This window comes from Cupriavidus sp. AU9028, from assembly GCF_019795295.1.
Classification (GTDB): Bacteria; Pseudomonadota; Gammaproteobacteria; order Burkholderiales; family Burkholderiaceae; genus Cupriavidus.
Genome location: NZ_JAIMCG010000001.1, coordinates 138,619 through 159,233 on the forward strand (window position 1 = coordinate 138,619; position 20,615 = coordinate 159,233).

The following is a 20,615-nucleotide window of genomic DNA, read 5'->3' on the forward strand; positions in this document are numbered from 1 at the left end:
CAGTGCTGCCAGCGGGGCCGGTCATTGCCGGCAGTCGGGGAGAGGGTAGACGATCGGAAGAACATGGCTTGCGGTAGTGGCGCTTGCGACACATGTCTGGCGCCGGCGAACCGCAAATGTATCATGCGGTGATATAAGCCTGCAGGCTGGCGTGCGCGCGCCTGCATCGAGGGATGCCGCCGGAAGGTGAGCCCGGGTAACATGGACCCCTTCACGGTTCCGCCCTCCCGGCACGCCTTCCCCTTGCCATGAATCCCATCGACCCGGCCATCGAAGTCCACGGCGCCATCTGGTTTCAGGCGGGCGGCCGGCAGCTTGGCGGCCGGGACCGAATCGCGCTGCTCGCGGCGGTGGCCGAGCACGGCTCCATCACCGCAGCGGCGCGGGCGGTGGGCCTGAGCTACAAGGCGGCCTGGGATGCGATCGACGCGATGAACAACAGCGCGGGCGAGCCGCTGGTATCGCGCGCGGCCGGCGGCAAGGGAGGGGGCGGCACCAGCCTGACGGCGCGCGGCGAGCAGTTGGTGCGCACCTACCTGGCGCTCGAGGCGGAGCACCGTGCTTTCGTCTCGCGGCTGTCCGCCACCATGGGTGACGACCTCCATCTGATGCGCAAACTGATGATCCGCACCTCCGCCCGCAACAAGCTGTTTGGCCGGGTCAGCGCCGTGCGCGCCGGGGCTGTCAACGACGAGATCGTGCTGACGCTGGCCGGCGGCCAGCAGGTCGCCGCCACCGTCACGCACGAGAGCGCGGAAACGCTGGGTCTCGCGCCCGGCGTGGAGGCCTTCGCGCTGGTCAAGGCCTCGTCGGTGCTGCTGGGGGTGCCGGATGGCCCCATGCGGCTGTCCGCGCGCAACCAGCTGCCCGGTACCGTTGCGCGCATCGTGCCGGGGGCGGTCAACGCCGAAGTGGTGCTCGCGCTCGACGGGGGCCATACCGTGGCGGCCATCGTGACGCAGGCCGGCCTTGCCGACCTCGGGCTGCGCGAGGGCGAGCCAGCGGTGGCGATCTTCAAGGCGTCCAGCGTGATTCTCGGCGTGCTGGAGTGAGCGTGGCCGGGGCGGGGCGCGGCTACCCTCTCCCCCGGCCCCTCTCCCGCAAGCGGGCGAGGGGAGAACCCCGAGACCGAACGTGCCGCCGGTTTGCTCCCCTCTCCCGCCGGGCGGGAGAGGGGCTGGGGGAGAGGGTAATGCACCGCGGACGGCCACGCCAGAATCACACCGGCGGTACTTCCGTCTGCGCATGGATGCGCCCGTCGCGCATCTCCAGCACCTGGTCTGCCAGCGCCGCCACGTCGGCCGGATCGTGCGAGACGACCAGCATCGGCACATCGATGCTGGCCTGCAGCTCGCGCAGCTCTTCACGCAGGCGTGCCCGCAGCGCCGGGTCCAGCGCGGAGAAGGGCTCGTCCAGCAGCACGATGTCCGGCCGCCTCGCCAGAGCCCGCGCCAGCGCGACGCGTTGCTTCTGCCCGCCCGAAATGTCGGCCGGGTAGAGGTCGCGCACCGGGGCAAGGCCAAACGCTTCGATCCACCGCTCCGCCTGCGGATGGCGCTCGCCCTGGCGCGGGTTGCGCCAGCCGCGCACCAGCCCGAAGGCGATGTTCTGCGCCACCGTCAGGTGGGGAAACAGCGCGTAGTCCTGGAACAGATAGGCGACGTTGCGATGCTGGGGGCGGATGTCGATTCCGGCGGCGGCATCGAACAACACCCGGTCGCCAAGGCGGATGGTGCCGGCCGAGGGGCGCAGCAGGCCGGCGATGGCCTGCAGCGTCAGCGTCTTGCCGGCGCCGGAGGGCCCGAACAGCGCGAGCCGGTGGCTGTCGGCGGTGAAGGCGACGTCGAGTTCGAAGCCGCGTCCCGCGCCTTCGAGCTGCCGTCGGATGTCCAGGTGCAGCTGCATGGCCCTAGCGAATGGCGGGCCGGGACGCCGGGACCAGCCGGCCGGCGGCGAGCAGCAGCACCACGCAGACGACCGAGGTGACCAGCACCAGCAGGTTGGCGGTGCGGTCGTCGCCCGCCTGCACCGCTTCATAGATGGCGACCGACAGCGTCTGCGTGCGGCCCGGCAGGCTGCCGGCCACCATCAGCGTGGCGCCGAACTCGCCCAGCGCCCGGGCAAAGGCCAGCAGTACACCGGCGGCGATGCCGCGCACGGCAAGCGGCAGCGACACGCGGAAGAACAGCGCGATTTCGCCGGCCCCGAGCACGCGCGCGGCGTTCTCCAGCTGCGCATCGACGCTCTCGAAGGCGGCCCGGGCGGACTTGAGCACCAGCGGAAAGGCCACCACGCTGCTGGCCAGCACGGCGCCCTGCCAGGTAAAGACCAGTTCGATGCCCATGCTGGCGAGCCATTCGCCCAGCGCGCCGCGCCGGCCGACCAGCACCAGCAGGTAGTAGCCCAGCACCGTGGGGGGCAGCACCAGCGGCAGCGTCAGCACCGCATCCACCAGATCGCGCAGCGGCGAGCGCCAGCGCGACAGTAGCCACGCCGTGCCGATGCCCAGCACCGCGTTGATGGCGGTGGCCCAGAGCGCCACCTTCAGCGACAGGGCAAGCGGAATCCAGATTGCGCTCATCGCGGCGCGCGGAAGCCGTGCCGCGCGAGGATCTGCCGGCCCTGTGGGGAGGCGACGAAATCGGCGAAGCTGGCCGCGGAGCGATTGCCGGCGGCCCGCGCCGTCACCGCGATGGGATAGGCAATCGGCGTACGGGTGGGGAGGGTGGCGACCACGCGCACCCGTTCCGGCATGGCGGCGGCGTCGGTGGCGAAGACGATGCCGGCGTCGACTTCACCGCGCGCGACATAGTCGAGCGCCTGGCGCACGTTCTGCGCCGGCACGCCGCGGGCTTGCACCGCCTCCCATAGTCCCTGCGCCTGCAATGCCTCGCGCGCATAGCGGCCCACCGGCACCGAGGCGGGATTGCCGTAGGCGATGCGGCGCACGTCGTCGCGGCGCAGGTCGGCGAGGCCGGCGACAGGGGACGATACGCCCGCGGACATCCCCGCCGGCACCGCCGCCGGCACCACCAGCACCAGCGTGTTGCCGGCGAAGTCGCGCCGCGAACCCGGCGCCAGCATGCCGGCGGCTTGCGCGCGGTCCATCGCGGTCTGGTCGGCGCTGGCGAACACGTCGGCCGGCGCCCCCTCGACGATCTGGCGCATCAGCACGTCCGAAGCGCCGAAATTGAGCACCACCCGCGTGCCGGGATGTGCCGCCTCCCAGGCCTGCGCGATCGCCCGGAAGGCATTGGTCAGGCTGGAGGCGGCGGACACCACCAGCTCGCCATCTGCTGCGTGCGCCGGTGCGAGCCCGGCCCCACCCGCCATGACGGCCAGGGCGAACAGTGCGGTCCGGGCGGCGGCAAGCAGCCGGCGGCCGCAGCGCCGGGGGACGGAAGGACCGGGAAGGGCAGGCATTCGCGCAATATATGGCCGTATATAACGGTGCGTCAACTTGGGATTGCGCTGGCGCAGACCGCTCGGGTCCGGCTTGTGTTAGAAGGGTGTCTCGACCATCGTGCCGCCCGTTGGTGGCGTCGACGTCAGGCTTGCAGAATCACACAGTGGAAGACATTCGTATCGACAATGGCGGCCAGGCGCCGGAGAACAGCGCCGGCAACGCCGGGGACTGGGACACGACCCTCCTCGAACAGCTGTTCAACAGTATCCCGAACCCGGTACTGGTCAAGGACCGCACGCATCGCTGGCTGTTGCTCAACGACGCGCTGTGCGGGCTGCTTGGACGCCCGCGGGAGGCGCTGCTGGGGCTGACCGACCGCGATGTCTTCCCGGAGGCCGAGGCGGACCGCTACTGGTCGATCGACGAAGAGGTCTTTCGGGGCGGTACGCCTCGCGAAGTCATGCAGCAGATGGTGGCCGCCGATGGCGAGCTGCGTACGCTGCGGGTCCACAAGCGCGTGGTGCGGCTGCCGGGTAGCGATGCCGCCCCGGTGCTGGTCGCCTCGGCGGTCGACATCACCGAGTCGGTGCGCGCCGAGTCGGCGCTGCGCGAAAGCGAGGCCGACCGCCGCCATGCGGTGGAACTGGACCCGCAGATCCCGTGGGTCGCCGATGGTAGCGGGCGCGTGATCGAAGTCGGCCCGCGCTGGCGCGAAGTGACCGGCATGGCGATCGAGCCGGGCGCGAGCATCGACTGGCAGGATCGCGTCCATCCCGATGACTTGCCCGGCGTGCTCGAGCAATGGGCGAGGTGCGTCTGCACCGGCACGCCGGCCGACTTCGAGTACCGGGTGCGGCAGGCCGATGGCAGCTACCGCTGGTTCCGGGCACGGGCGGCGGCCCGGCTCGACGCGACGGGCCGGCCGGTGCGGTGGTACGGCACGCTGGAGGACGTCGAGGACCGCAAGCGCACCGAAATGGCCTTGCGCGAGAGCGAGGCCTTCGCCCGCAGCATCCTGGAGAACAGCACCAACAGCATCAGCGTGCTCGACCTCAACGGGGCGCTGCTCTACATGAACGCGGCCGCCGTGCGGGTGCTGGGCGCGGATGCCGATACCGTGATCGGGCAGCGCTGGCCCGACCTGCTGCCGCCGCAGAGCCGGCCTAACTGCGAGAGTGCGATTGCCGCGGCGCGCATGGGCCGCAGCAGCGCCTTTACCGTCCGCCGCCCGTTGGGCAATGGCATCGTGCAATGGCTCGATACCGTGGTCTCCGCGATCCCCGGCGGCGATGGCGCCCCCGCGCGCATCCTGGCCAGTTCCGTCGACGCCACCGAGGCGCGGCAGGCGCGCACCGCCGCCGAACGCGCGCGGCGCGAGGCGGCCGAGCTGGCATCGCGCCTGTCATCGGTGCTGGAGAGCACCACCGACAGCGTATTCGTGGTCGACCGCGACTGGCGGCTCACCTATTTCAACGGCAATGCGGCGCGGGCGATGAGCCGGCAGCAGCCCGCGCTGGGGCGCAGCCTGTGGGACCTGTTCCCGGAGGAGCGCGACGGGCTGTCGGGCCGCCAGTATCGGCGGGCGATGGAGCAGCAGGTGCCGGTGGCCTTCGAGCAGTACTTGCCGGCGCTCGATGTCTGGCTGGAGATGCACGCCTATCCATCGCAGGACGGCCTGTCGGTCTTCTTCCGCGACATCACCGAACGGCGCGAAGTGGAGCAGGAGCGCCGCGCCGCGCAGGAGAAGATCGCCCACATGGCGCGCCACGACGCGCTGACCGGGGTCCCGAACCGGCTGCTGCTGCGCGAACGGCTGGAGCAGGTGGTGCAGGAGTGCCACCAGGGCTCGCGTGCCGCCATCCTGTATCTGGACCTGGACGGCTTCAAGCCGGTCAACGATACCTTCGGCCATCCCGCCGGCGACCGCATCCTGCAGCAGGCCGCCGAGCGGCTGCGCGGCTGCCTCGGCCCGGACGACATGGTGGCGCGCTTCGGCGGCGACGAATTCGTCGTGGTGCAGCCGCGCATCGGCGCGTCCTACGAAGCCGGACGGCTGGCGCGGCGCATCATCCGCGCCTTGTCGGAACCCTTCTTCCTCGACAGCCAGCCGGTGCAGATTGGCACCAGCGTGGGCGTGGCGCTGGCTCCGGTCGACGGCGGCAGCTCGGACGACCTGCTGCGGGCGGCCGATATCGCGCTGTACCGCGCCAAGGCGGAAGGGCCGGGCGTGCACCGCTTCTTCCAGCACGACATGGACGAGCATCTGCGGGCGCGGCTCGATACCAAGCGCGCGCTGCACCAGGGGCTGGCCAACGGGGAATTCGAGCTGGTCTACCAGCCGCTGTACAGCCTGCACACTGGCGAGATCAGCTGTTTCGAGGCGCTGCTGCGCTGGCGGCACCCGGTGCGCGGGCTGATCTCGCCGGCCGACTTCATTCCGCTGGCGGAGGAAACCGGGCTGATCGTGCCGCTGGGCGAATGGGCCTTGCAGGAAGCCTGCCGCCAGGCTGCCACCTGGCCGCAGGGCATCGATGTGGCGGTCAACCTGTCGCCGGCCCAGTTCAAGGGCGGCACGCTGGTGGACAGCGTCACCCGGGCACTGCGCGCCAGCGGCTTGGAGCCGGCGCGGCTGCAGCTGGAAATCACCGAAACGGTGCTGCTGCAGCAGGACCGTGCCAACCTCGCGGTGCTGCGCGCGTTGCGCGAGCGGGGCATCCGCATCGCCATGGATGACTTCGGTACCGGATATTCGTCGCTGAGCTACCTGCGCAGCTTTCCCTTCGACAAGATCAAGCTGGACCGCTCGTTCGTGCAGGACCTGCACGAGCGCGGCGAGGCGCGTGCGATCCTGCATGCGGTGGCGGGGCTCGGAACGGCGTTCCGCGTGAAGACGGTTGCGGAAGGGATCGAGACGGTGGAGCAGCTGGCGGTGGTGCGCGACGAGGGCTACGACGAAGGGCAGGGCTATCTGCTCAGCCGCCCGCTCGACGCGCACCAGGCGGCCGCGTTGATCGCGCAGCCGCGCTCCGGCTGGCCGCCGGAGCTGACATAGGGAAGCCGGCGTCAGAGGACCGGCGTCAGCACCTTGCCGGTATCGAGGAAGACGCGCAGGTTGTCGAGCATCAGCGCCTGCATCGCGCCGCGGGTTTCCACCGTGCCGCTTGCCATGTGCGGGGCGAGCACGACCTGGTCCAGCCGCGTCAGCGCGGGCGGCACGCGTGGTTCGTCGCGGAACACGTCCAGGCCGGCGCCGCCCAGGCTGCCGTTCTCCAGTGCCTGCACCATGGCGTCCTCGTCGATCACGCTGCCGCGCGAGACGTTGACCAGGATGCCCTTCGGCCCGATCGCCTCGATCACCTCGCGCGACACCAGTCCCTCGGTTTCCGGCCCGCCGACGCAGGTCACCACCAGGTAGTCGCACCACGCGGCGAGGGCCAGCAGGTCGGACTCGTAGCGCCAGGGCGCGCCATCGCGCGGGCGCCGGTTGTGATAGGCGATCTGCATGTCGAAGCCCTCGGCGCGGCGCGCAACCTTCTCGCCGATGCGGCCCAGCCCGAGGATGCCCAGCCGCTTGCCCGATACGCGGGTCGTCAGCGGGAACGCGCCGTTCAGCCAGCGGCCATCGCGCACGAAGCGGTCCCCTTGCGCGATGCGGCGCGAGGCGTCCATCAGCAGGCCGAAGGCCAGGTCCGCCACGCAGTCGTTGAGCACGTCGGGGGTGTTGCTGACCTGGATGCCGCGCGCACGGGCCGCGTCCAGCGCGATTGAATCGTAGCCGACGCCGAAGCTGACGATGGCCTGCAGCTGGGGCAGCGCGTCGATCACCGCGGCGCTGCAGCCGTTGCGGGCCGACGTCACGATCACGCGCGCGTCGGCCCCATTTTCCTGCAGCCAGGTCAGCGCGTCGTCCTGTTCCCACAGCGCGACGGCGCCGTATTGCTGCTGCAGCAGACTATTGAGATGCGGCGCGAGCGGCCCGATCTGGATCACCTGGACGGAGGACATGGCAGTACGAAGGTTGAGATGGCGACAAAGCGCTGAGTGTATCCTGATGCGGCTTCGCTGTGCGTCGCCGTGCTCCTGGCAGCCCGCCGCGACGGCGGCACTGTTCCTGTTATAGCTTCGTTCCCTTGCGCCATGCCGACTGTCTATCTCGCCGGTCCCGATGTCTTCCGCCCCGACGCGTCCGCCTATGGGCAGGCGCTGAAGGCGTTGTGCGGCGCGCATGGCTTCACCGGGCTGTTCCCGCTGGACCAGCAGCTGCCCCGGGGACTGGCCGGACCGGCGGCGGCGCGCTGGATCTGCGATGCCAACCTGGCGCTGCTGCGCCGTGCCGATCTGGTGATGGCCAATCTGGAGGACTTCCGCGGGCCGGGGGAGGCCGACTCGGGCACCGCATTCGAGGTGGGCTTCGCGGTGGCGCTGGGCAAGCCGGTATGGGCCCATGCACAGGAGCCGGGCACCATCGTCGATCGTGCCACCGTGCGGCGCGACGACTCGGGCGTGCCGTTCGATGCGCGCGGCTATCAGGTCGAGGACTTCGGGCTGGGCAAGAACCTGATGCTGGCCTGCACGGTGCGGCTGGTGCATGGCGGTCCGGCGCAGTGCCTGGCCGCGATGGCGCAGGCATGGCGCGAGCAGCACGGGCGCGCCGGCTGACGCGGCCGGCTGACGTGCCGGACAGCACCCGGCGCTAGCGGGCGCGCGCGGCGTGCTGCGCGGTGATCGCCGCTGCGATCTGCGCGGTGGTGGCGTCGAGCGCGGCGCGATAGGCCCCCACCACGCCATCGACGCCGCCCGGGGCCGGCAGCTCGGCCTGCATCCTGCCGCTTTGCGCGGGACCGTCCGGCACCCGGCGCACCGTCCAGTTGACCAGCGCCAGCACGCGGTCGTTCTGGCCGGCATCCATGCGTACCACCTCGGTGCTGACGCGATACAGCGGTTGCGCGTCCGCCAGTCCCCGCTGGTAGATGTCGACCGCGCCGAGCGCGACCTGCAGCCGCTGCGACAGCGCGTCGCGCATCTCGTCGGGCAGCGGCGCGGACCAGCGCGAGGATTCCAGCCGGCGCTGCCGGCCGTTGCCTTCGTCGATCACCAGATGCTGCCGGTTCAGCCGCTCCGGCACGCGCACGGGCGTCACTTCGATCCACACCGGCTGCGCCTCGGCGGGCGCGGACGTGGCCGCCCCCGAGGGCGGCACGGACTCCGCCAAGGTGTAGTAGCGCGGCTCGGACGAGGTGCCGCAGGCGGCGAGGGCCAGCGCGGCGGCGGCGCCAGCCAGCAGCCGCAGCAAGGGTCGTGACAGCAGGTGGGCAGTACGGGTCATGGATTGGCCTCGGTTTCCGTCTTGCCGCGCAGCAGCGCTTCCGGATGGCGTTCGAGATAGTCGGTCAGCGCGCGCAGCGACACCGCGGTGCGCGTCAGTTCCTGCAGCATGCGGCGCGCATCCTGCTGCAGCGGCGCGTCCGAAGCCAGCGTGCCGTTGGCGGACTGGATGGTGCGGCGCGCGTCCTGCAGCGCGGCCTTGACCTCCGGTGCAACGTCGCCTTGCAGCTGCTTGACCAGCTTGTCGGCACTGTCCAGCGTGGTGTTCAGCTGCGCCACGGTCTTGCGCAGGTCGCGGCCGATCTCGTCGAACGGCACCTGCTCGATCTTGCGCACGATGATGCCGAGCTTGGCCTGCAGTTCGTCGAGCGCGCCCGGCATGGTCGGCAGCTCGGTGATCGGCGAGTTCGGGTCCAGCTTCGCCCGCTCCGCGTTCTGGAAGAAGTCCAGCGCGACATAAAGCTGGCCGGTCAGCAGGTTGCCGGTGCGCAGCTGCGCGCGCAGCCCGCGGCCCACCATGTTCTGCACGATCTCGCGGGCACGGGCGCGATCCTGCAGGTCGTGCTCCCGGAAGCCCATCCGCGACGGGTAAAGCTCGACCACCACCGGCAAGCGGAACGACTTGGATTCGGAGACATAGTCGATGCCGATCGAGCGCACCTGCCCCACCACCACGCCGCGGAAATCGACTGGGGCGCCCGGCGACAGGCCGCGCACCGATTGCTCGAAGTTCAGCACCGCCAGCGTCGGCGCCAGTTCGTCCGGCTCCTTCATCGCTTCGGTCTGCGTGCCGGCCAGCAGGAATTCGGTGTTCTCCCGTGCGGGGTCGGTGGCGCTGGAGCGCTCGGGCGCCTGGAAGGCGATGCCGCCCAGCAGCATGGTCACCAGCGACTGCGTGTTCAGCTTGAAGCCGCTGGCATCGAGCTTCAGATCGACGCCGCTCGCATGCCAGAAGCGCGTGTCGGCTGTCACCAGTTCGTCATAGGGCTTGTTGATGAAGACGCGCAGGCTGATATCGCGGCCGGCCGGCTCCAGCTGATAGGCCACCACCTGGCCGACCTGGACCCGCCGGTAATACACCGGCGAGCCGATGTCGAGCGAGCCCAGGTCCGCGGCGCGCAGCACGAACTGCTTGCCGGACGAATCGGTGGTGACCACCGGCGGCGTCTCCAGCCCGGTGAACTCGCTGGCCGATTCCGTGGAGCGGCCAGCGTCGACACCGACGTAGGAGCCGGACAGCAGCGTCTCCAGCCCGGACACGCCGCTGACCGCCAGCCTGGGACGGACCACCCAGAAGCGGGTGTCGCGGACCGCGAAGTTCTCGTTGGCCTTGCTCAGGTCGATGGTGGCGATCACATGCGAGCGGTCTTTGGACAGCCGCACTGCCTTGACGACCCCGATATCGACGTCCTTGTAGCGCACCGGCGTCTTGCCCGGCGCCAGCCCCTCGGCGGTGCGGAAGGTCACCTCGATTTCCGGTCCGCGCTGCGACAGCGTGCGCACCAGCAGCGACAGGCCCACCACCGCGGCGACGATCGGAATCAGCCACACCAGCGAGGGCAGCCAGCGGGCACGGCGCCGGCGCGCCGGCTCGGGCAGCCCGCCGTTGCGGGGGCCAGCGCCGGGCGGGCCGGAGGAAGGTGCAGGGGTGCGATCCGGTTCGTTCATGAGGGGTCGGTCAAGTGTTCTTGTTTGGCGGCGGGACCGGCAGGGCACGCCGCCATCTTGTTGGCAGCCGGCAAGTCGACCACGTCCCACAGCAACCGCGGGTCGAAGCTGATCGAGGCCAGCATGGTCAGCACCACCACCATGCCGAACGCGGCGGCGCCGGAGCCGGGTTCCACCGTGGCGAGCGCGCCGGCACGCACCAGCGCCGCCAGCAGCGCCACCACGAAGACGTCGAGCATGGACCAGCGTCCGATCAGTTCGACCAGCGCATACAGCCGGGTCTGCTGCCGCAGCCGCCAGGTCGAACGCAGATGCACCGATGCCAGCAGGAAGGTGAGGATGGCCATCTTCAGCAGCGGCACGACGATGCTGGCCGTCAGCACCACGATGGCGAGCAGCTGCGATCCCGAGACCCACAGGTAGACGATCCCCGAGAATATGGTGTCTTCCTGCACGCCGAGGATCGAGCGCGTCGTCATCACCGGCAGCACGTTGGCGGGGATGTAGAGCACGTAGGCAGCCAGCAGGAAGGCCCAGGTCCGCGAGATGCTGAAGGGTTTGCGCCGATGCAGGGCCGCGCCGCAGCGGCGGCAGGGCTGGCCCTCGGCCTCGATCGGACTGACCGCGGCGCAGGCATGGCACGAAATCAGTCCGGTCGAGGTTCCGGTGGGCACCTCGGGCAGCGCGCTGTCGTCGTCGCTGTCGGCCAGCCGGTGCGCGACGTCGGCCACCAGTTCGCGCGAGCGGCGCAGCCGGTCATGCCGGGGCGGGCCGGATGGGGGACGGTTCATCGCCGGCTCCGCTGCGCCTGCAAGAGGGCCTCGCGGCGGTCGTTCTGCCGCCGCACCGCGACCATGCGCCACAGGTCGCGGGGATCGTAGCTGAGCATCGCGGCCAGCACGATCACCAGCGCCGCGAAGGACCACAGGGCGACCCCCGGGATCACTCGCGCCATCGTCGACAGCTTCACCAGGGTCACCAGCACGCCGATCATGAAGACCTCGATCATGCCCCAGGGCCGGGTCTGGCGAATGCCGCGCATGATCCGCTCGAAGCCGAGCGGCACCTGCCGCTGCGTCAGCGGTATCAGCAGATAGGTCATCATCATCAGTTCGGCTGCCGGGAACACGATGGTGGTGGCGAACACCAGCACCGCCACCAGCAGCATGCCGTCGCCGTACAGCGCCTGCACCGAACCCCACAACGTGGTCTGCGTGCGCACGCCCTGCAGGTCCATCTCGACAATGGGATAGGCGTTGGACACCAGGAACAGGATCAGCGCGGTGAGCACCAGCGGCAACAGGCGCCGGTAGGCGCGCCGGCTTTCGTGATACAGCTCCTCGCCGCAGCGCAGGCAGTGCGCGCGCTCGCCGGGGCGCAGCACCAGGCGGCGGTAGACCGCGTCGCAATACTCGCAGGCGACCAGGCGGTCGTACTGCGCATCGTCGGCATCGTCGGCATCGAGTGGCAAGGGGCGCGCCAGCACTTCGCTTGCGCGCGCTTGTGTCGAGATCCCCGCGCTGGCGGACTCGTCGGACTTCATGATCACTGCTCTCCGGACCTCCCGCCGGGGCGGGGAACGACGTGAATATAGCGGAAACGGGCCGCGGTCCCCTCCGCGCCGGCGCCGCGGGCACGCCTCAGAGCTTGTAGGTGGACAGCAGGATGCTGGTTTCGGTGGCGCCGATGCCGTCGATCAGACGAATGCGGTCCAGCGTGCGGTCGAAGTTCTCGAGCGTGTCCGCGCGCAGCTCCGCGATGATGTCCCAGCGGCCGTTGGTGGTATGCAGGGTCTGCACGTTCGGTTCGCCGCGCAGCGCCTGCAGGACCTTGTCGATGCGATTGCCCTCCACCGCAATGGTGGTCAGCGCGCGGATCCGGTGCGGCTCGGCATCGGGCCGCACGCGCACCGTGAAGCCGACGATCACGCCGCCTTGCCGCAGCCGGTCGATGCGGTTCTGCACCGTGGCGCGCGACAGTCGCAGCGTCCTGGCCAGCGCGGTGGTGGACATGCGCGCGTCGTCGCGCAGCAGCGCCAGCAGTTGCCGGTCGGTGTCGTCCATCGTTCAGGCATCCTCCCCGGGCATGGTTGGCGGCAGGACCGGGATGCCGGTGCCGGATTGCCAGCCAACCTTGGCATTTTGTCATATTCACCACGCTGTTTTGTACGTTTTGCCAGCTTTTCGCCGACGTCCACGTAGACAACAATGCTCCTGCAGGCCGGCGATCCCGCCTCTGGAGCAATTCCCGGACCAAGGAGCGAAACATGCTGACCCAACCGTGCATCCTGCTGATCGAGCCGACCCACTTCGAGGTGTCGTATAGCATCAATCCGTGGATGCGTCCGCAGCGCTGGCAGGCGGCACCGGAGCAGATGCGCCAGGGCGCGCAGCGGGCGTTCGGCGCATTGCGCGCGGCGCTGGAGGATGTCGGATTCGCCATCGAGCAGGGCGTCGGCATCGCCGGCCAGCCCGACATGGTGTTCCCCGCCAATGCGGCGGTCGTGCTCGATGGCCGCGCGCTGCTGGCGCGCTTTCGCTATCCCCAGCGGCAGGGCGAGGAGGCGCACTTCGCCGCGCTCTTTGCCGCGCTGCACGCGCGCGGCCTGGTCGACGAGGTCGGCACCTTGCCGTCCGGTTGCTTCCAGGAGGGCGCGGGCGACTGCATCTGGGATGCGAGCCGCGGGCATTTCTGGGCCGGCTTCGGTCCGCGCTCGACACTGCAGGGCGCGCAACGGGCCGGTGAGTTCTTCGGCCAGGAGGTGGTGCCGCTGGAACTGGCGACGCAGCGCTGCTATCACCTGGACGTCTGCTTCTGCCCGCTGGCGGGCGGAGAGATTCTCCATTACCCGCCCGCCTTCACCCCGGCCGCGCTGCAGGTGCTGCGGCAGCGGGTACCGGCGGCCCTGCGCATCGAAGCCAGCGCCGACGATCTGCGGCACTTCAGCGTCAATGCGGTCAACCTGGAGGACCGCATCGTGATGGCGCGTGCCACGCCGTCGCTGCGCGAGGCGCTGCGCCAGCGCGGCTACCGGGTGCGCGAAATCGATCTGTCGCCGTTCATGCTGTCGGGCGGCGGCGCGTACTGCATGACGCTGCGGCTGGACCGCTCCAGCCGGCCGGCAGCCGGTTCAAGGATCGCTGCCGCATGAGCGGCAAGGGAGGGCGCGATGAAAGCCGTACCGATGACCCGCTTCCTCGATGCCACCGACGTGGCGATGCTGGTGCGCCGCATTGGCCTCGGCACCGCACTGCAGCAGCTGGCCAGTTGCGTGCGACAGGACTTCCTGCGCTGGCCGCGCTTCGAAAAGGCGGCGCGCGTGGCCAGCCACTCGCCGGTCGGGGTGATCGAGCTGATGCCGGTCACCGATGGCGCGCAGTATGCCTTCAAGTACGTCAACGGCCATCCACATAACGCGATGGCGGCAATGCCGACCGTGATGGCGTTCGGCGTGCTGGCGGAAGTCTGCACCGGATTCCCGCTGCTGCTGGCCGATCTGACCCTGCTGACGGCGCTGCGCACGGCCGCTACCTCCGCGCTGGCCGCCCGCGCCATGGCCGTTCCTGGCGCGGACACCATGGCGCTGATCGGCAACGGCGCGCAGGCCGAGTTCCAGGTGCTGGCCTTCCTGCAGATGCTCGGCGTGCGCCACGTTCGCGCCTTCGATGTGGACGGGGGCGCCACGGCCAGGCTGCGCCGCAACCTTGCCCACGTGCCCGGGCTGACGGTGACGGCGGCCACCAGCATCGACGACGCGCTGCAAGGCGCCCAACTGATTACCACCGCGACTGCCGACAAGACCCGTGCGACCGTCCTGCGCGATGGGCAGATCGGCGCCGGCGTCCATATCAACGCGCTGGGCGGCGACTGTCCGGGCAAGACCGAACTGGATGCGGCCCTGCTGCGGCGCGCCCGCGTGGTGGTCGAATACGAACCGCAGACCCGTATCGAAGGCGAGATCCAGCAGCTGCCGCCGGCGTTTCCAGTCATCGAGCTGTGGCGCATTCTTGCGCAAGAGCAGCCGGGCCGGCTCGATGCGGCCGACGTCACCGTGTTCGATTCGGTCGGTTTTGCGCTGGAGGACTACGCCGCGCTGCGCTGGCTGCATGCGGCTGCCTGCGAGCACCATGCGGGACGGCATGTGGAACTGGTGGCGATTCCGGAAGCGCCCGCGGATCTGTACGGGTGGATGCTGCAGGCCGAGCAGGGAGAGGCAGAGGGCGGCCAGGCGCAGGGCCTGCTCGCGGCCGGCAAGGCCGGCCTTGGGATGGCGGTGGCGTGACCCGGGTCCGGGCTAGGCCCACACGGCCGGATTGCGCAACAGCCGCTGCAGCCGCACGAAGGCCTCGACTTCCGCCTCGGTGGGCGGCTGCAGGAACACCATGATGCCCCAGCGCTGCAGGGTTTCGGCCATCGGCAGCGATGCCTCGCCCGGCGCGACCACCGCGAACAGCACGCCGCGGCGGCTGCAGAAGGTCTGCAGCTTTTCCAGCGGCGCCAGGTCGCGGTCGCCCAGCGATTCCACCTGACACAGCACCATGGTGGGATGGGAGGTGCCGGGGCCCATATAGGTAGTCAGTGTCGCCTTGCCGCGCTTGAGCACGGACCGCTGGAGCGGGCCGGGCGGGCGGGCAGCGCCGGTACAGGCGCGGGGTGCAGGCTTCATGGCGAAGGGTCCTTTGGGTCTGCCGGCTGCTCGCAGTCTGGGATGGCGTCGATGCAATCGGACTCTCCCTCCAGGTGGCGGATGCGGCCAGTATTTCACCGGGGACCGGTGCCGATCTGTTGGGTGACAGACAGAAGCTGCCAGCGTGGGCGGTGCGCCGGCGCACGGAAAGCGGCAAGCGGATCGCTACGATACGGCGGGCCGGGCCTGCCATTTGCGCAAGCGCCCGGCGGCTTTCGCATCCATCACCATTGCTGCCCCATGATCCAGGCCTTGCCCGTTGAAACCTTCCGCACCGTAGTGGCCAGCACGCCGCTGGTGTCCATCGATCTGCTGATCCGCGATGCCGGCGGCCGTTATCTGCTGGGCCAGCGGGTCAACCCGCCCGCGCAGGGAAGCTGGTTCGTTCCTGGCGGACGCATCCGCAAGAACGAGACGCTGGAGGCCGCCATCGCCCGGCTGCAGCGCGAGGAGCTCGGCACGCAGGCAGGACTGGCCGAGGCCGGGTTTGCCGGCGTCTACGAGCACTTCTATGCCGACAATTTCGCCGGCGAGCAGGGCAGCTCCACCCATTACGTGGTGCTCGCATGGCGCTTCGACCTGCGCGTCGCGCTGCCGCCGCTGCCGCAGGGGCAGCATGACCGCTACCGCTGGGCGCTGCCGGAAGAGATCCTGCTGGACGAAACGGTGCACCGGTACACCCGCGATTACTTCAACGACCGCGGCGGCGACTACAGCGGCGGATCTGGCGCCGGTGCGGTGCGCTGACGGCTAGAGGCCGTACTTCCTGACCTTGTCGAACAGTGTGGTCTTGGCGATCGCCAGCGCCTCGCTGGCGCGGGTCAGGTTGCCATCGTGGCGGCGCAGCGCGTCGGCGATCAGCGCGCGCTCGAACTGCTCGACCGCACTGGCCAGCGGCAGCAGCGCCGGCTCGGTGCTGCCCTGTTCGGGATCGCAGCCCAGCCCGAGCACGTGGCGTTCGGCGACGTTGCGCAGTTCGCGCACATTGCCCGGCCAGTGCCATGCGACCAGGCGCGCCAGTTCGGCCGGGCTGACGGGGCGCGCTGCGCGCTCGAAGCGCAGCGCAGCCTGCGCGACGAAATGCTCGAACAGCAGCGGAACATCCTCGCGCCGCTCGCGCAGCGGCGGCAGTTCCAGCGACACGACGTTCAGGCGGTAGTAGAGGTCGGCACGGAACTGCCCCGACTCCGACATCGCCTTCAGGTCCGCCTTGGTCGCGGCGACGATCCGTGCATCGACCGGCACCGGGGTGTTGGAGCCCAGCCGTTCCAGCGTGCGCTCCTGCAGCACCCGCAGCAGCTTGATCTGCATCGGCATCGGCATGCTCTCGATCTCGTCGAGGAACAGCGTGCCGCCCTGGGCGTGCTCGAACTTGCCGATGCGCCGGCGGCTGGCGCCGGTGAAGGAGCCGGCTTCGTGGCCGAACACTTCGCTCTCGAACAGCTGCTCCGGCAGCCCGCCACAATTGATCGCGACGAAGTTGCGCGGGTGCCGGGTGCTGGCATCGTGCAGGCAACGCGCGACCAGTTCCTTGCCGGTGCCGGTCTCGCCGTGGATCAGCACGTTGGCGCCGGTGTCGGCCAGATCGGCGATCAGCCGCCGCAGACGCTCGATTGCCGGCGAATTGCCGATCAGCCGGGCCTCCAGCCGCTCCCGTCCGGCCAGCTTTTCGCGCAGACGGACAACTTCGAGCGCGAGGCGCCGCTGCTCCAGCGCGCGGCGTGCGACATCGGCCAGCAGTTCCGGCGCGAAGGGCTTTTCGAGGAAGTCGTAGGCGCCTTCCTTCATCGCCTGCACCGCCAGCGCGACATCGCCGTGGCCGGTAATCAGGATCACCGGCAGGTCCGGGTCATCGCGGCGCAGCTGCCGCAGCAGCGCCATGCCGTCCTGGCCCGGCAAGCGGATGTCGGTGACGACGATGCACGGTTGGCCTGGCGCCACGCGTTGCAGCGCGGCCTCCGCGGTGCCGAACGATTCGGTGCGCATGCCTTCGAGCCGCAGCGCCTGTTCGCAGCCCAGGCGTACGTCCTCGTCATCCTCGACGATCAGGACGGTAAGGGGATCGGTGGGCGGCGTCATGGAGTGATCTCGCTGGCTTCGGGCAGCACGATGGTAAAGGCCGCGCCGCCGTCGGGATGGTTGCTGGCAAGCAGGCTGCCACCCTGCTCGGCGAGGATGCCGGCCGAGAGCGGCAGGCCCAGGCCCAGCCCCTGTCCCGGCGCCTTGGTGGTGAAGAAGGGCTCGAACAGCCGCGCCGATGCCTCGGCCTGCAGCCCGGGGCCGTTGTCGCGCACGGTACAGCGGACCATGCCGTCGGCGGCGATGGCTCGCACCTGGATCTTCGGCGCCGGCTGCCCCTCCACCGCGTCAAGCGCATTGGCCAGCAGGTTGACCATCACCTGTTCCAGCCGGTTCGGATCGCAGCGCACCGCAGTGCCCGCTGCGATGTCCACCTCGATCAGCGGGTGCACCTCGCGCACCCGGGTATCGAGCAGGAACAGCGCGTTGTCCATGGCGTCCATCAGCCGGGCGCGCTGGTTGCCGTTGTCCGCCGGCTTGCGCGCGAAGGACTTCAGCGCGCCGGTGATCCGGCCCATCCGTTCGACCAGCGCGATGATCTTGGCGAGGTTGGCGCGCACGGTGTCGAGCTCGCCGCGCTCGAGGAATTTCTCGGTATTGCCGGACAGCGTGCGCAGCGCGGCCAGCGGCTGGTTCAGCTCGTGGGCGATGCCGGTCGACATCTGGCCGATCGCCGCCAGCTTGCCCGCCTGCAGCAGGCCCTCCTGCGCCTGGCGCAGCTCCTGCTCGGCGCGGGTGCGCTCGGCCACCTCGGCGTGCAGCAGATGGTTGGCATGGGTCAGGTCCGAGGTCCGCTCGGCGACCTTGCGCTCGAGCTCGTTGTTGGCCGCCTCCAGCGCCGCGCGCGCCGCCAGCCGTTCGCCGACGATGCGCCGGCGCACGTTCCAGGCGGCGGCCAGCATCAGCACGAAGGCGGTCAGCACCGCGCACAGCGCGGCGGTGTTCAGGGCGGCGATATGCGCCTGCGCGGTATCGGTGAAGATGGCCAGCTGCCAGCCGGTGCCTGGCAGCATGGCATGCTGTTCGAGGATCGGCGGCCCGTGGGGGCGGCGCACCAGCGTGTCGCCGTGCCCGATCGTGCGGATGGGCGCGAACGACAGCAGCGGCAGCGGTGCGCGGTTGTATTGCTGCGTGCGGTCCAGCCGCGCGCGTTCGGCGTCGCTGAGCGGCCGCAGCGTGTGCAGCTTCCAGGACGGTTCGGACGCGAGGATGACCACGCCGTTCTCGTCGGACAGCGCCATCTGCATTTCCGCGCTCTGCCAGCGCTGCTCCAGCGGCTCGAGGCCCACCTTCACCACCGCCACGCCGGCGGCCTGGTCGCCGTCGCCCAGCGGGGCCGACAGGTAATAGCCGGATTCGCTGCGGGTGGTGCCGACCCCGTAGAACCGGCCCAGCTGGCCTTCCAGCGCGGCCTGGAAATACGGGCGGAAGCTCAGGTCCTCGCCCAGGTAGCTGTCCGGCCGCTGCCAGTTGCTGGTGGCCAGCACCTTGCCCTTGCGGTCGAGGACGAAGACCGTCAGCGTGCCGGCGCGCGCGTTGACCGCGGCCAGATGCTGGTTGGCGGCCCGCACCGCCGCAGGGTCGCCGGGCCGGGCCAGCAGCGCGAGGATCTTGTCGTCCAGCGACAGCAGGCTCGGCACGAAGTCGTAGCGCGCCAGTTCGCTGGACAGCGCCTGACCGTACAGGCGCAGCTGCACTTGCCCTCGCTCGGCCTGCGCCGCCAGGGCACTGTCATAGCTGGTGCGATACCCCAGCCAGCCGGCGAGGACGACCAGCGCCGCGAGGGCGAGCAGCGCGACCAGCTGTCCGAGCCCGGCCGCGCCCCGCTGGCGCCGCCTAGGACCACGCGGGGCAGCGGGGTCCTCAGTGCGGACGGCAGTCGGGACGGCAGCGGGGGAAAAGTGCGGACGAGGAGGCACGGTCTGGCGAGGCATTGCGGGACGGCGGCTTGGAACCGTCTACTTTTAACACAACCGCCAACCCGATCGCCTCGCCCCCCGCGTCAGGACTTGCCCGCCACCGCGCTGGACGGCAGCAGCTCCTCGCCGGCTACCGTGGTGCCGGTGCCCGCCACATCGGTGTCGTCGTCCACCGGCGCGCCGATGGCACCTTCGCTTTTGGCCACCACCGTGGTGGCGATCGCATTGCCGAGCACATTGGTGACGGTGCGGCCCATGTCGAGCACATGGTCGATGCCCAGTACCAGCAGGATGCCCGCCTCCGGCAGCCCGAACATCGGCAGCACCGCGGCCACCACCACCAGCGAGGCACGCGGTACGCCGGCAATGCCCTTGCTGGTGACCAGCAGCACCAGCAGCATGGTGATCTGCTGCATCAGGGTCAGTTCGACGCCGTAGACCTGCGCGACGAACAGCGCCGCGAACGAGGTGTACATGATCGAGCCATCCAGGTTGAACGAATAGCCCAGCGGCAGCACGAAGTTGGTGATGCGCGGCTTCACCCCGAACCGGTTCAGCTGCTCGATGACCTTCGGATAGGCCGATTCGCTCGACGCGGTGGCAAAGCCGATCATCAGCGGCGCCCGCAGCGAGCGGATCAGCGCGAACACGCGCGGCCCGAGGAACAGGTAGCCGCCTGCGATCAGCGCCAGCCACAGCAGCGCCAGCGACAGGTAGACGCTGCCCAGCAGCCTGGCGTAGACAGCCAGCACGCCCAGGCCCTGCGACGTGATCACGGCCGCCACCGCGCCGAACACGCCGATGGGGGCGAACGCCATCACGTAGTTGGTGACCTTCAGCATCACCTGGGCCAGGCCTTCGATCGCCGCGAGCAGCGGCTTGCCGACCCCGTCCTTGAGCGCCCCCAGCGCAAAGCCGAAGAACAGCGAGAACACGACGATCTGCAGGATCTCGTTGTGCGCCATCGCCTCGGCGAAGCTCTTGGGGACCATGTGGGTAATGAAGTCGCGCAGGTTCAGCGCGCCGGTCTTGACCGCGCTCGCCGCGTCGGCGGGCGGCAGCGGCAGATCCATGCCATGGCCCGGCCGCAGCAGGTTGGCCATCACCAGGCCGAGCAGCAGGGAGGTGATCGACGCCGCCACGAACCATGCCATGGCCTTGATCCCGATGCGGCCCACGGCCTTGCCGTCGCCCATGCTGGCAATGCCGCTGACCAGCGTGGCGAAGACCAGCGGGCCGATGATCATCTTGATCATCCGCAGGAAGACGTCGGTCAGGATCGACAGATAACCCGCGATACGGGTGGCGGTTTCCGGGTCGGGCGACGCCTGGTGTGCGGCCATGCCGGCCAGCACGCCGAGCAGCATGGCGAACAGGATCAGGGTGGGAAGGCGCTTCATCGTCATCATCATTCAGCCTCGGCGCTGCCTGGCAGGGCGGCGGGGGTCATTCAGGGAAAAACGGGGCGGTCCGGCTGGTGGCGGCCGCGCTCCTTCGGGCAACGCGGGACCAACAGCCGGATTGCACGCGG

General features: G+C 70.0%; 19 protein-coding genes. 6 read left to right on the plus strand and 13 right to left on the minus strand.

Annotated elements, in window-relative coordinates:
• Positions 1-248 precede the first annotated feature (248 nt).
• On the plus strand, positions 249-1,052 hold the full coding sequence (locus K6V06_RS00640) for a TOBE domain-containing protein (protein WP_222239642.1): 804 nt from the start codon (positions 249-251) through the stop codon (positions 1,050-1,052).
• Between the two features lie 166 nt (positions 1,053-1,218).
• Here K6V06_RS00640 and K6V06_RS00645 read toward each other — a convergent pair whose 3' ends face one another.
• The 3 genes from K6V06_RS00645 to modA are packed head-to-tail and all read right to left on the minus strand — an operon-like array spanning position 1,219 to position 3,423.
• Positions 1,219-1,905: an ATP-binding cassette domain-containing protein gene (locus K6V06_RS00645; protein WP_222239643.1), complete on the minus strand. Its 687-nt coding sequence runs from the start codon at positions 1,903-1,905 to the stop codon at positions 1,219-1,221.
• 4 nt (positions 1,906-1,909) lie between these two features.
• Entirely contained in the window at positions 1,910-2,581 is a 672-nt protein-coding gene (modB, locus tag K6V06_RS00650) for a molybdate ABC transporter permease subunit (protein WP_222239644.1), read from the minus strand.
• Positions 2,578-3,423: a molybdate ABC transporter substrate-binding protein gene (modA, locus tag K6V06_RS00655; RefSeq protein ID WP_222239645.1), complete on the minus strand. Its 846-nt coding sequence runs from the start codon at positions 3,421-3,423 to the stop codon at positions 2,578-2,580. Before modA ends, modB begins: the two co-directional genes overlap by 4 nt.
• 146 nt (positions 3,424-3,569) lie before the next feature.
• Between modA and K6V06_RS00660 the strand changes: the two genes are divergently transcribed.
• On the plus strand, positions 3,570-6,458 hold the full coding sequence (locus K6V06_RS00660; RefSeq protein WP_222239646.1) for a GGDEF and EAL domain-containing protein: 2,889 nt from the start codon (positions 3,570-3,572) through the stop codon (positions 6,456-6,458).
• An 11-nt stretch (positions 6,459-6,469) separates the two neighbouring features.
• Here the strand turns inward: K6V06_RS00660 and K6V06_RS00665 are convergent, their stop codons facing one another.
• Positions 6,470-7,411 carry a 2-hydroxyacid dehydrogenase gene (locus K6V06_RS00665; protein ID WP_222239647.1) on the minus strand — a complete coding sequence of 314 codons (942 nt, stop codon included), beginning with the start codon at positions 7,409-7,411 and terminating at the stop codon, positions 6,470-6,472.
• 132 nt (positions 7,412-7,543) lie between these two features.
• Here K6V06_RS00665 and K6V06_RS00670 point away from each other — a divergent pair, with 132 nt between their 5' ends.
• Positions 7,544-8,065 (plus strand): nucleoside 2-deoxyribosyltransferase, encoded by a 522-nt coding sequence (locus K6V06_RS00670; protein ID WP_222239648.1) that lies wholly within the window; start codon positions 7,544-7,546, stop codon positions 8,063-8,065.
• Positions 8,066-8,099: 34 nt separating this feature from the next.
• On the opposite strand, the gene K6V06_RS00675 is transcribed toward K6V06_RS00670, so the two are convergent.
• The 5 genes from K6V06_RS00675 to K6V06_RS00695 all read right to left on the minus strand — a co-directional run bounded on the left by K6V06_RS00675 (position 8,100) and on the right by K6V06_RS00695 (position 12,462).
• On the minus strand, positions 8,100-8,732 hold the full coding sequence (locus K6V06_RS00675; protein WP_222239649.1) for a membrane integrity-associated transporter subunit PqiC: 633 nt from the start codon (positions 8,730-8,732) through the stop codon (positions 8,100-8,102).
• Positions 8,729-10,399 (minus strand): intermembrane transport protein PqiB, encoded by a 1,671-nt coding sequence (locus tag K6V06_RS00680; protein WP_222239650.1) that lies wholly within the window; start codon positions 10,397-10,399, stop codon positions 8,729-8,731. Before K6V06_RS00680 ends, K6V06_RS00675 begins: the two co-directional genes overlap by 4 nt.
• The gene (locus K6V06_RS00685) at positions 10,396-11,190 is read right to left on the minus strand and encodes a paraquat-inducible protein A (protein WP_222239651.1); all 795 of its coding nucleotides are present in this window, start codon (positions 11,188-11,190) and stop codon (positions 10,396-10,398) included. Before K6V06_RS00685 ends, K6V06_RS00680 begins: the two co-directional genes overlap by 4 nt.
• Entirely contained in the window at positions 11,187-11,942 is a 756-nt protein-coding gene (locus tag K6V06_RS00690) for a paraquat-inducible protein A (RefSeq protein ID WP_222239652.1), read from the minus strand. The genes K6V06_RS00685 and K6V06_RS00690 overlap by 4 nt, the downstream gene beginning before the upstream one ends.
• Positions 11,943-12,039: 97 nt before the next feature.
• Positions 12,040-12,462 carry an Lrp/AsnC family transcriptional regulator gene (locus K6V06_RS00695; protein WP_222239653.1) on the minus strand — a complete coding sequence of 141 codons (423 nt, stop codon included), beginning with the start codon at positions 12,460-12,462 and terminating at the stop codon, positions 12,040-12,042.
• A gap of 203 nt (positions 12,463-12,665) precedes the next feature.
• On the opposite strand from K6V06_RS00695, the gene K6V06_RS00700 reads away from it, so the two are divergent.
• Positions 12,666-13,550 carry a dimethylarginine dimethylaminohydrolase family protein gene (locus K6V06_RS00700; protein ID WP_222239654.1) on the plus strand — a complete coding sequence of 295 codons (885 nt, stop codon included), beginning with the start codon at positions 12,666-12,668 and terminating at the stop codon, positions 13,548-13,550.
• Positions 13,551-13,568: 18 nt separating this feature from the next.
• Complete coding sequence (locus K6V06_RS00705) at positions 13,569-14,681, plus strand: ornithine cyclodeaminase (RefSeq protein WP_222239655.1); 1,113 nt, start codon at positions 13,569-13,571, stop codon at positions 14,679-14,681.
• 12 nt (positions 14,682-14,693) lie between these two features.
• On the opposite strand, the gene K6V06_RS00710 is transcribed toward K6V06_RS00705, so the two are convergent.
• Positions 14,694-15,065: a hypothetical protein gene (locus K6V06_RS00710; protein ID WP_222239656.1), complete on the minus strand. Its 372-nt coding sequence runs from the start codon at positions 15,063-15,065 to the stop codon at positions 14,694-14,696.
• Between the two features lie 261 nt (positions 15,066-15,326).
• On the opposite strand from K6V06_RS00710, the gene K6V06_RS00715 reads away from it, so the two are divergent.
• A complete protein-coding gene (locus K6V06_RS00715) occupies positions 15,327-15,833 on the plus strand; it encodes a GDP-mannose mannosyl hydrolase (protein WP_222239657.1) in 507 nt (168 codons plus the stop codon).
• A gap of 3 nt (positions 15,834-15,836) precedes the next feature.
• Here K6V06_RS00715 and K6V06_RS00720 read toward each other — a convergent pair whose 3' ends face one another.
• From K6V06_RS00720 to K6V06_RS00730, 3 genes are all read right to left on the minus strand, one after another.
• The gene (locus K6V06_RS00720) at positions 15,837-17,165 is read right to left on the minus strand and encodes a sigma-54 dependent transcriptional regulator (RefSeq protein ID WP_222239658.1); all 1,329 of its coding nucleotides are present in this window, start codon (positions 17,163-17,165) and stop codon (positions 15,837-15,839) included.
• On the minus strand, positions 17,162-19,099 hold the full coding sequence (locus tag K6V06_RS00725) for an ATP-binding protein (RefSeq protein WP_222239659.1): 1,938 nt from the start codon (positions 19,097-19,099) through the stop codon (positions 17,162-17,164). The genes K6V06_RS00720 and K6V06_RS00725 overlap by 4 nt, the downstream gene beginning before the upstream one ends.
• 68 nt (positions 19,100-19,167) lie before the next feature.
• On the minus strand, positions 19,168-20,490 hold the full coding sequence (locus K6V06_RS00730) for a dicarboxylate/amino acid:cation symporter (protein ID WP_222239961.1): 1,323 nt from the start codon (positions 20,488-20,490) through the stop codon (positions 19,168-19,170).
• Positions 20,491-20,615 lie beyond the last annotated feature (125 nt).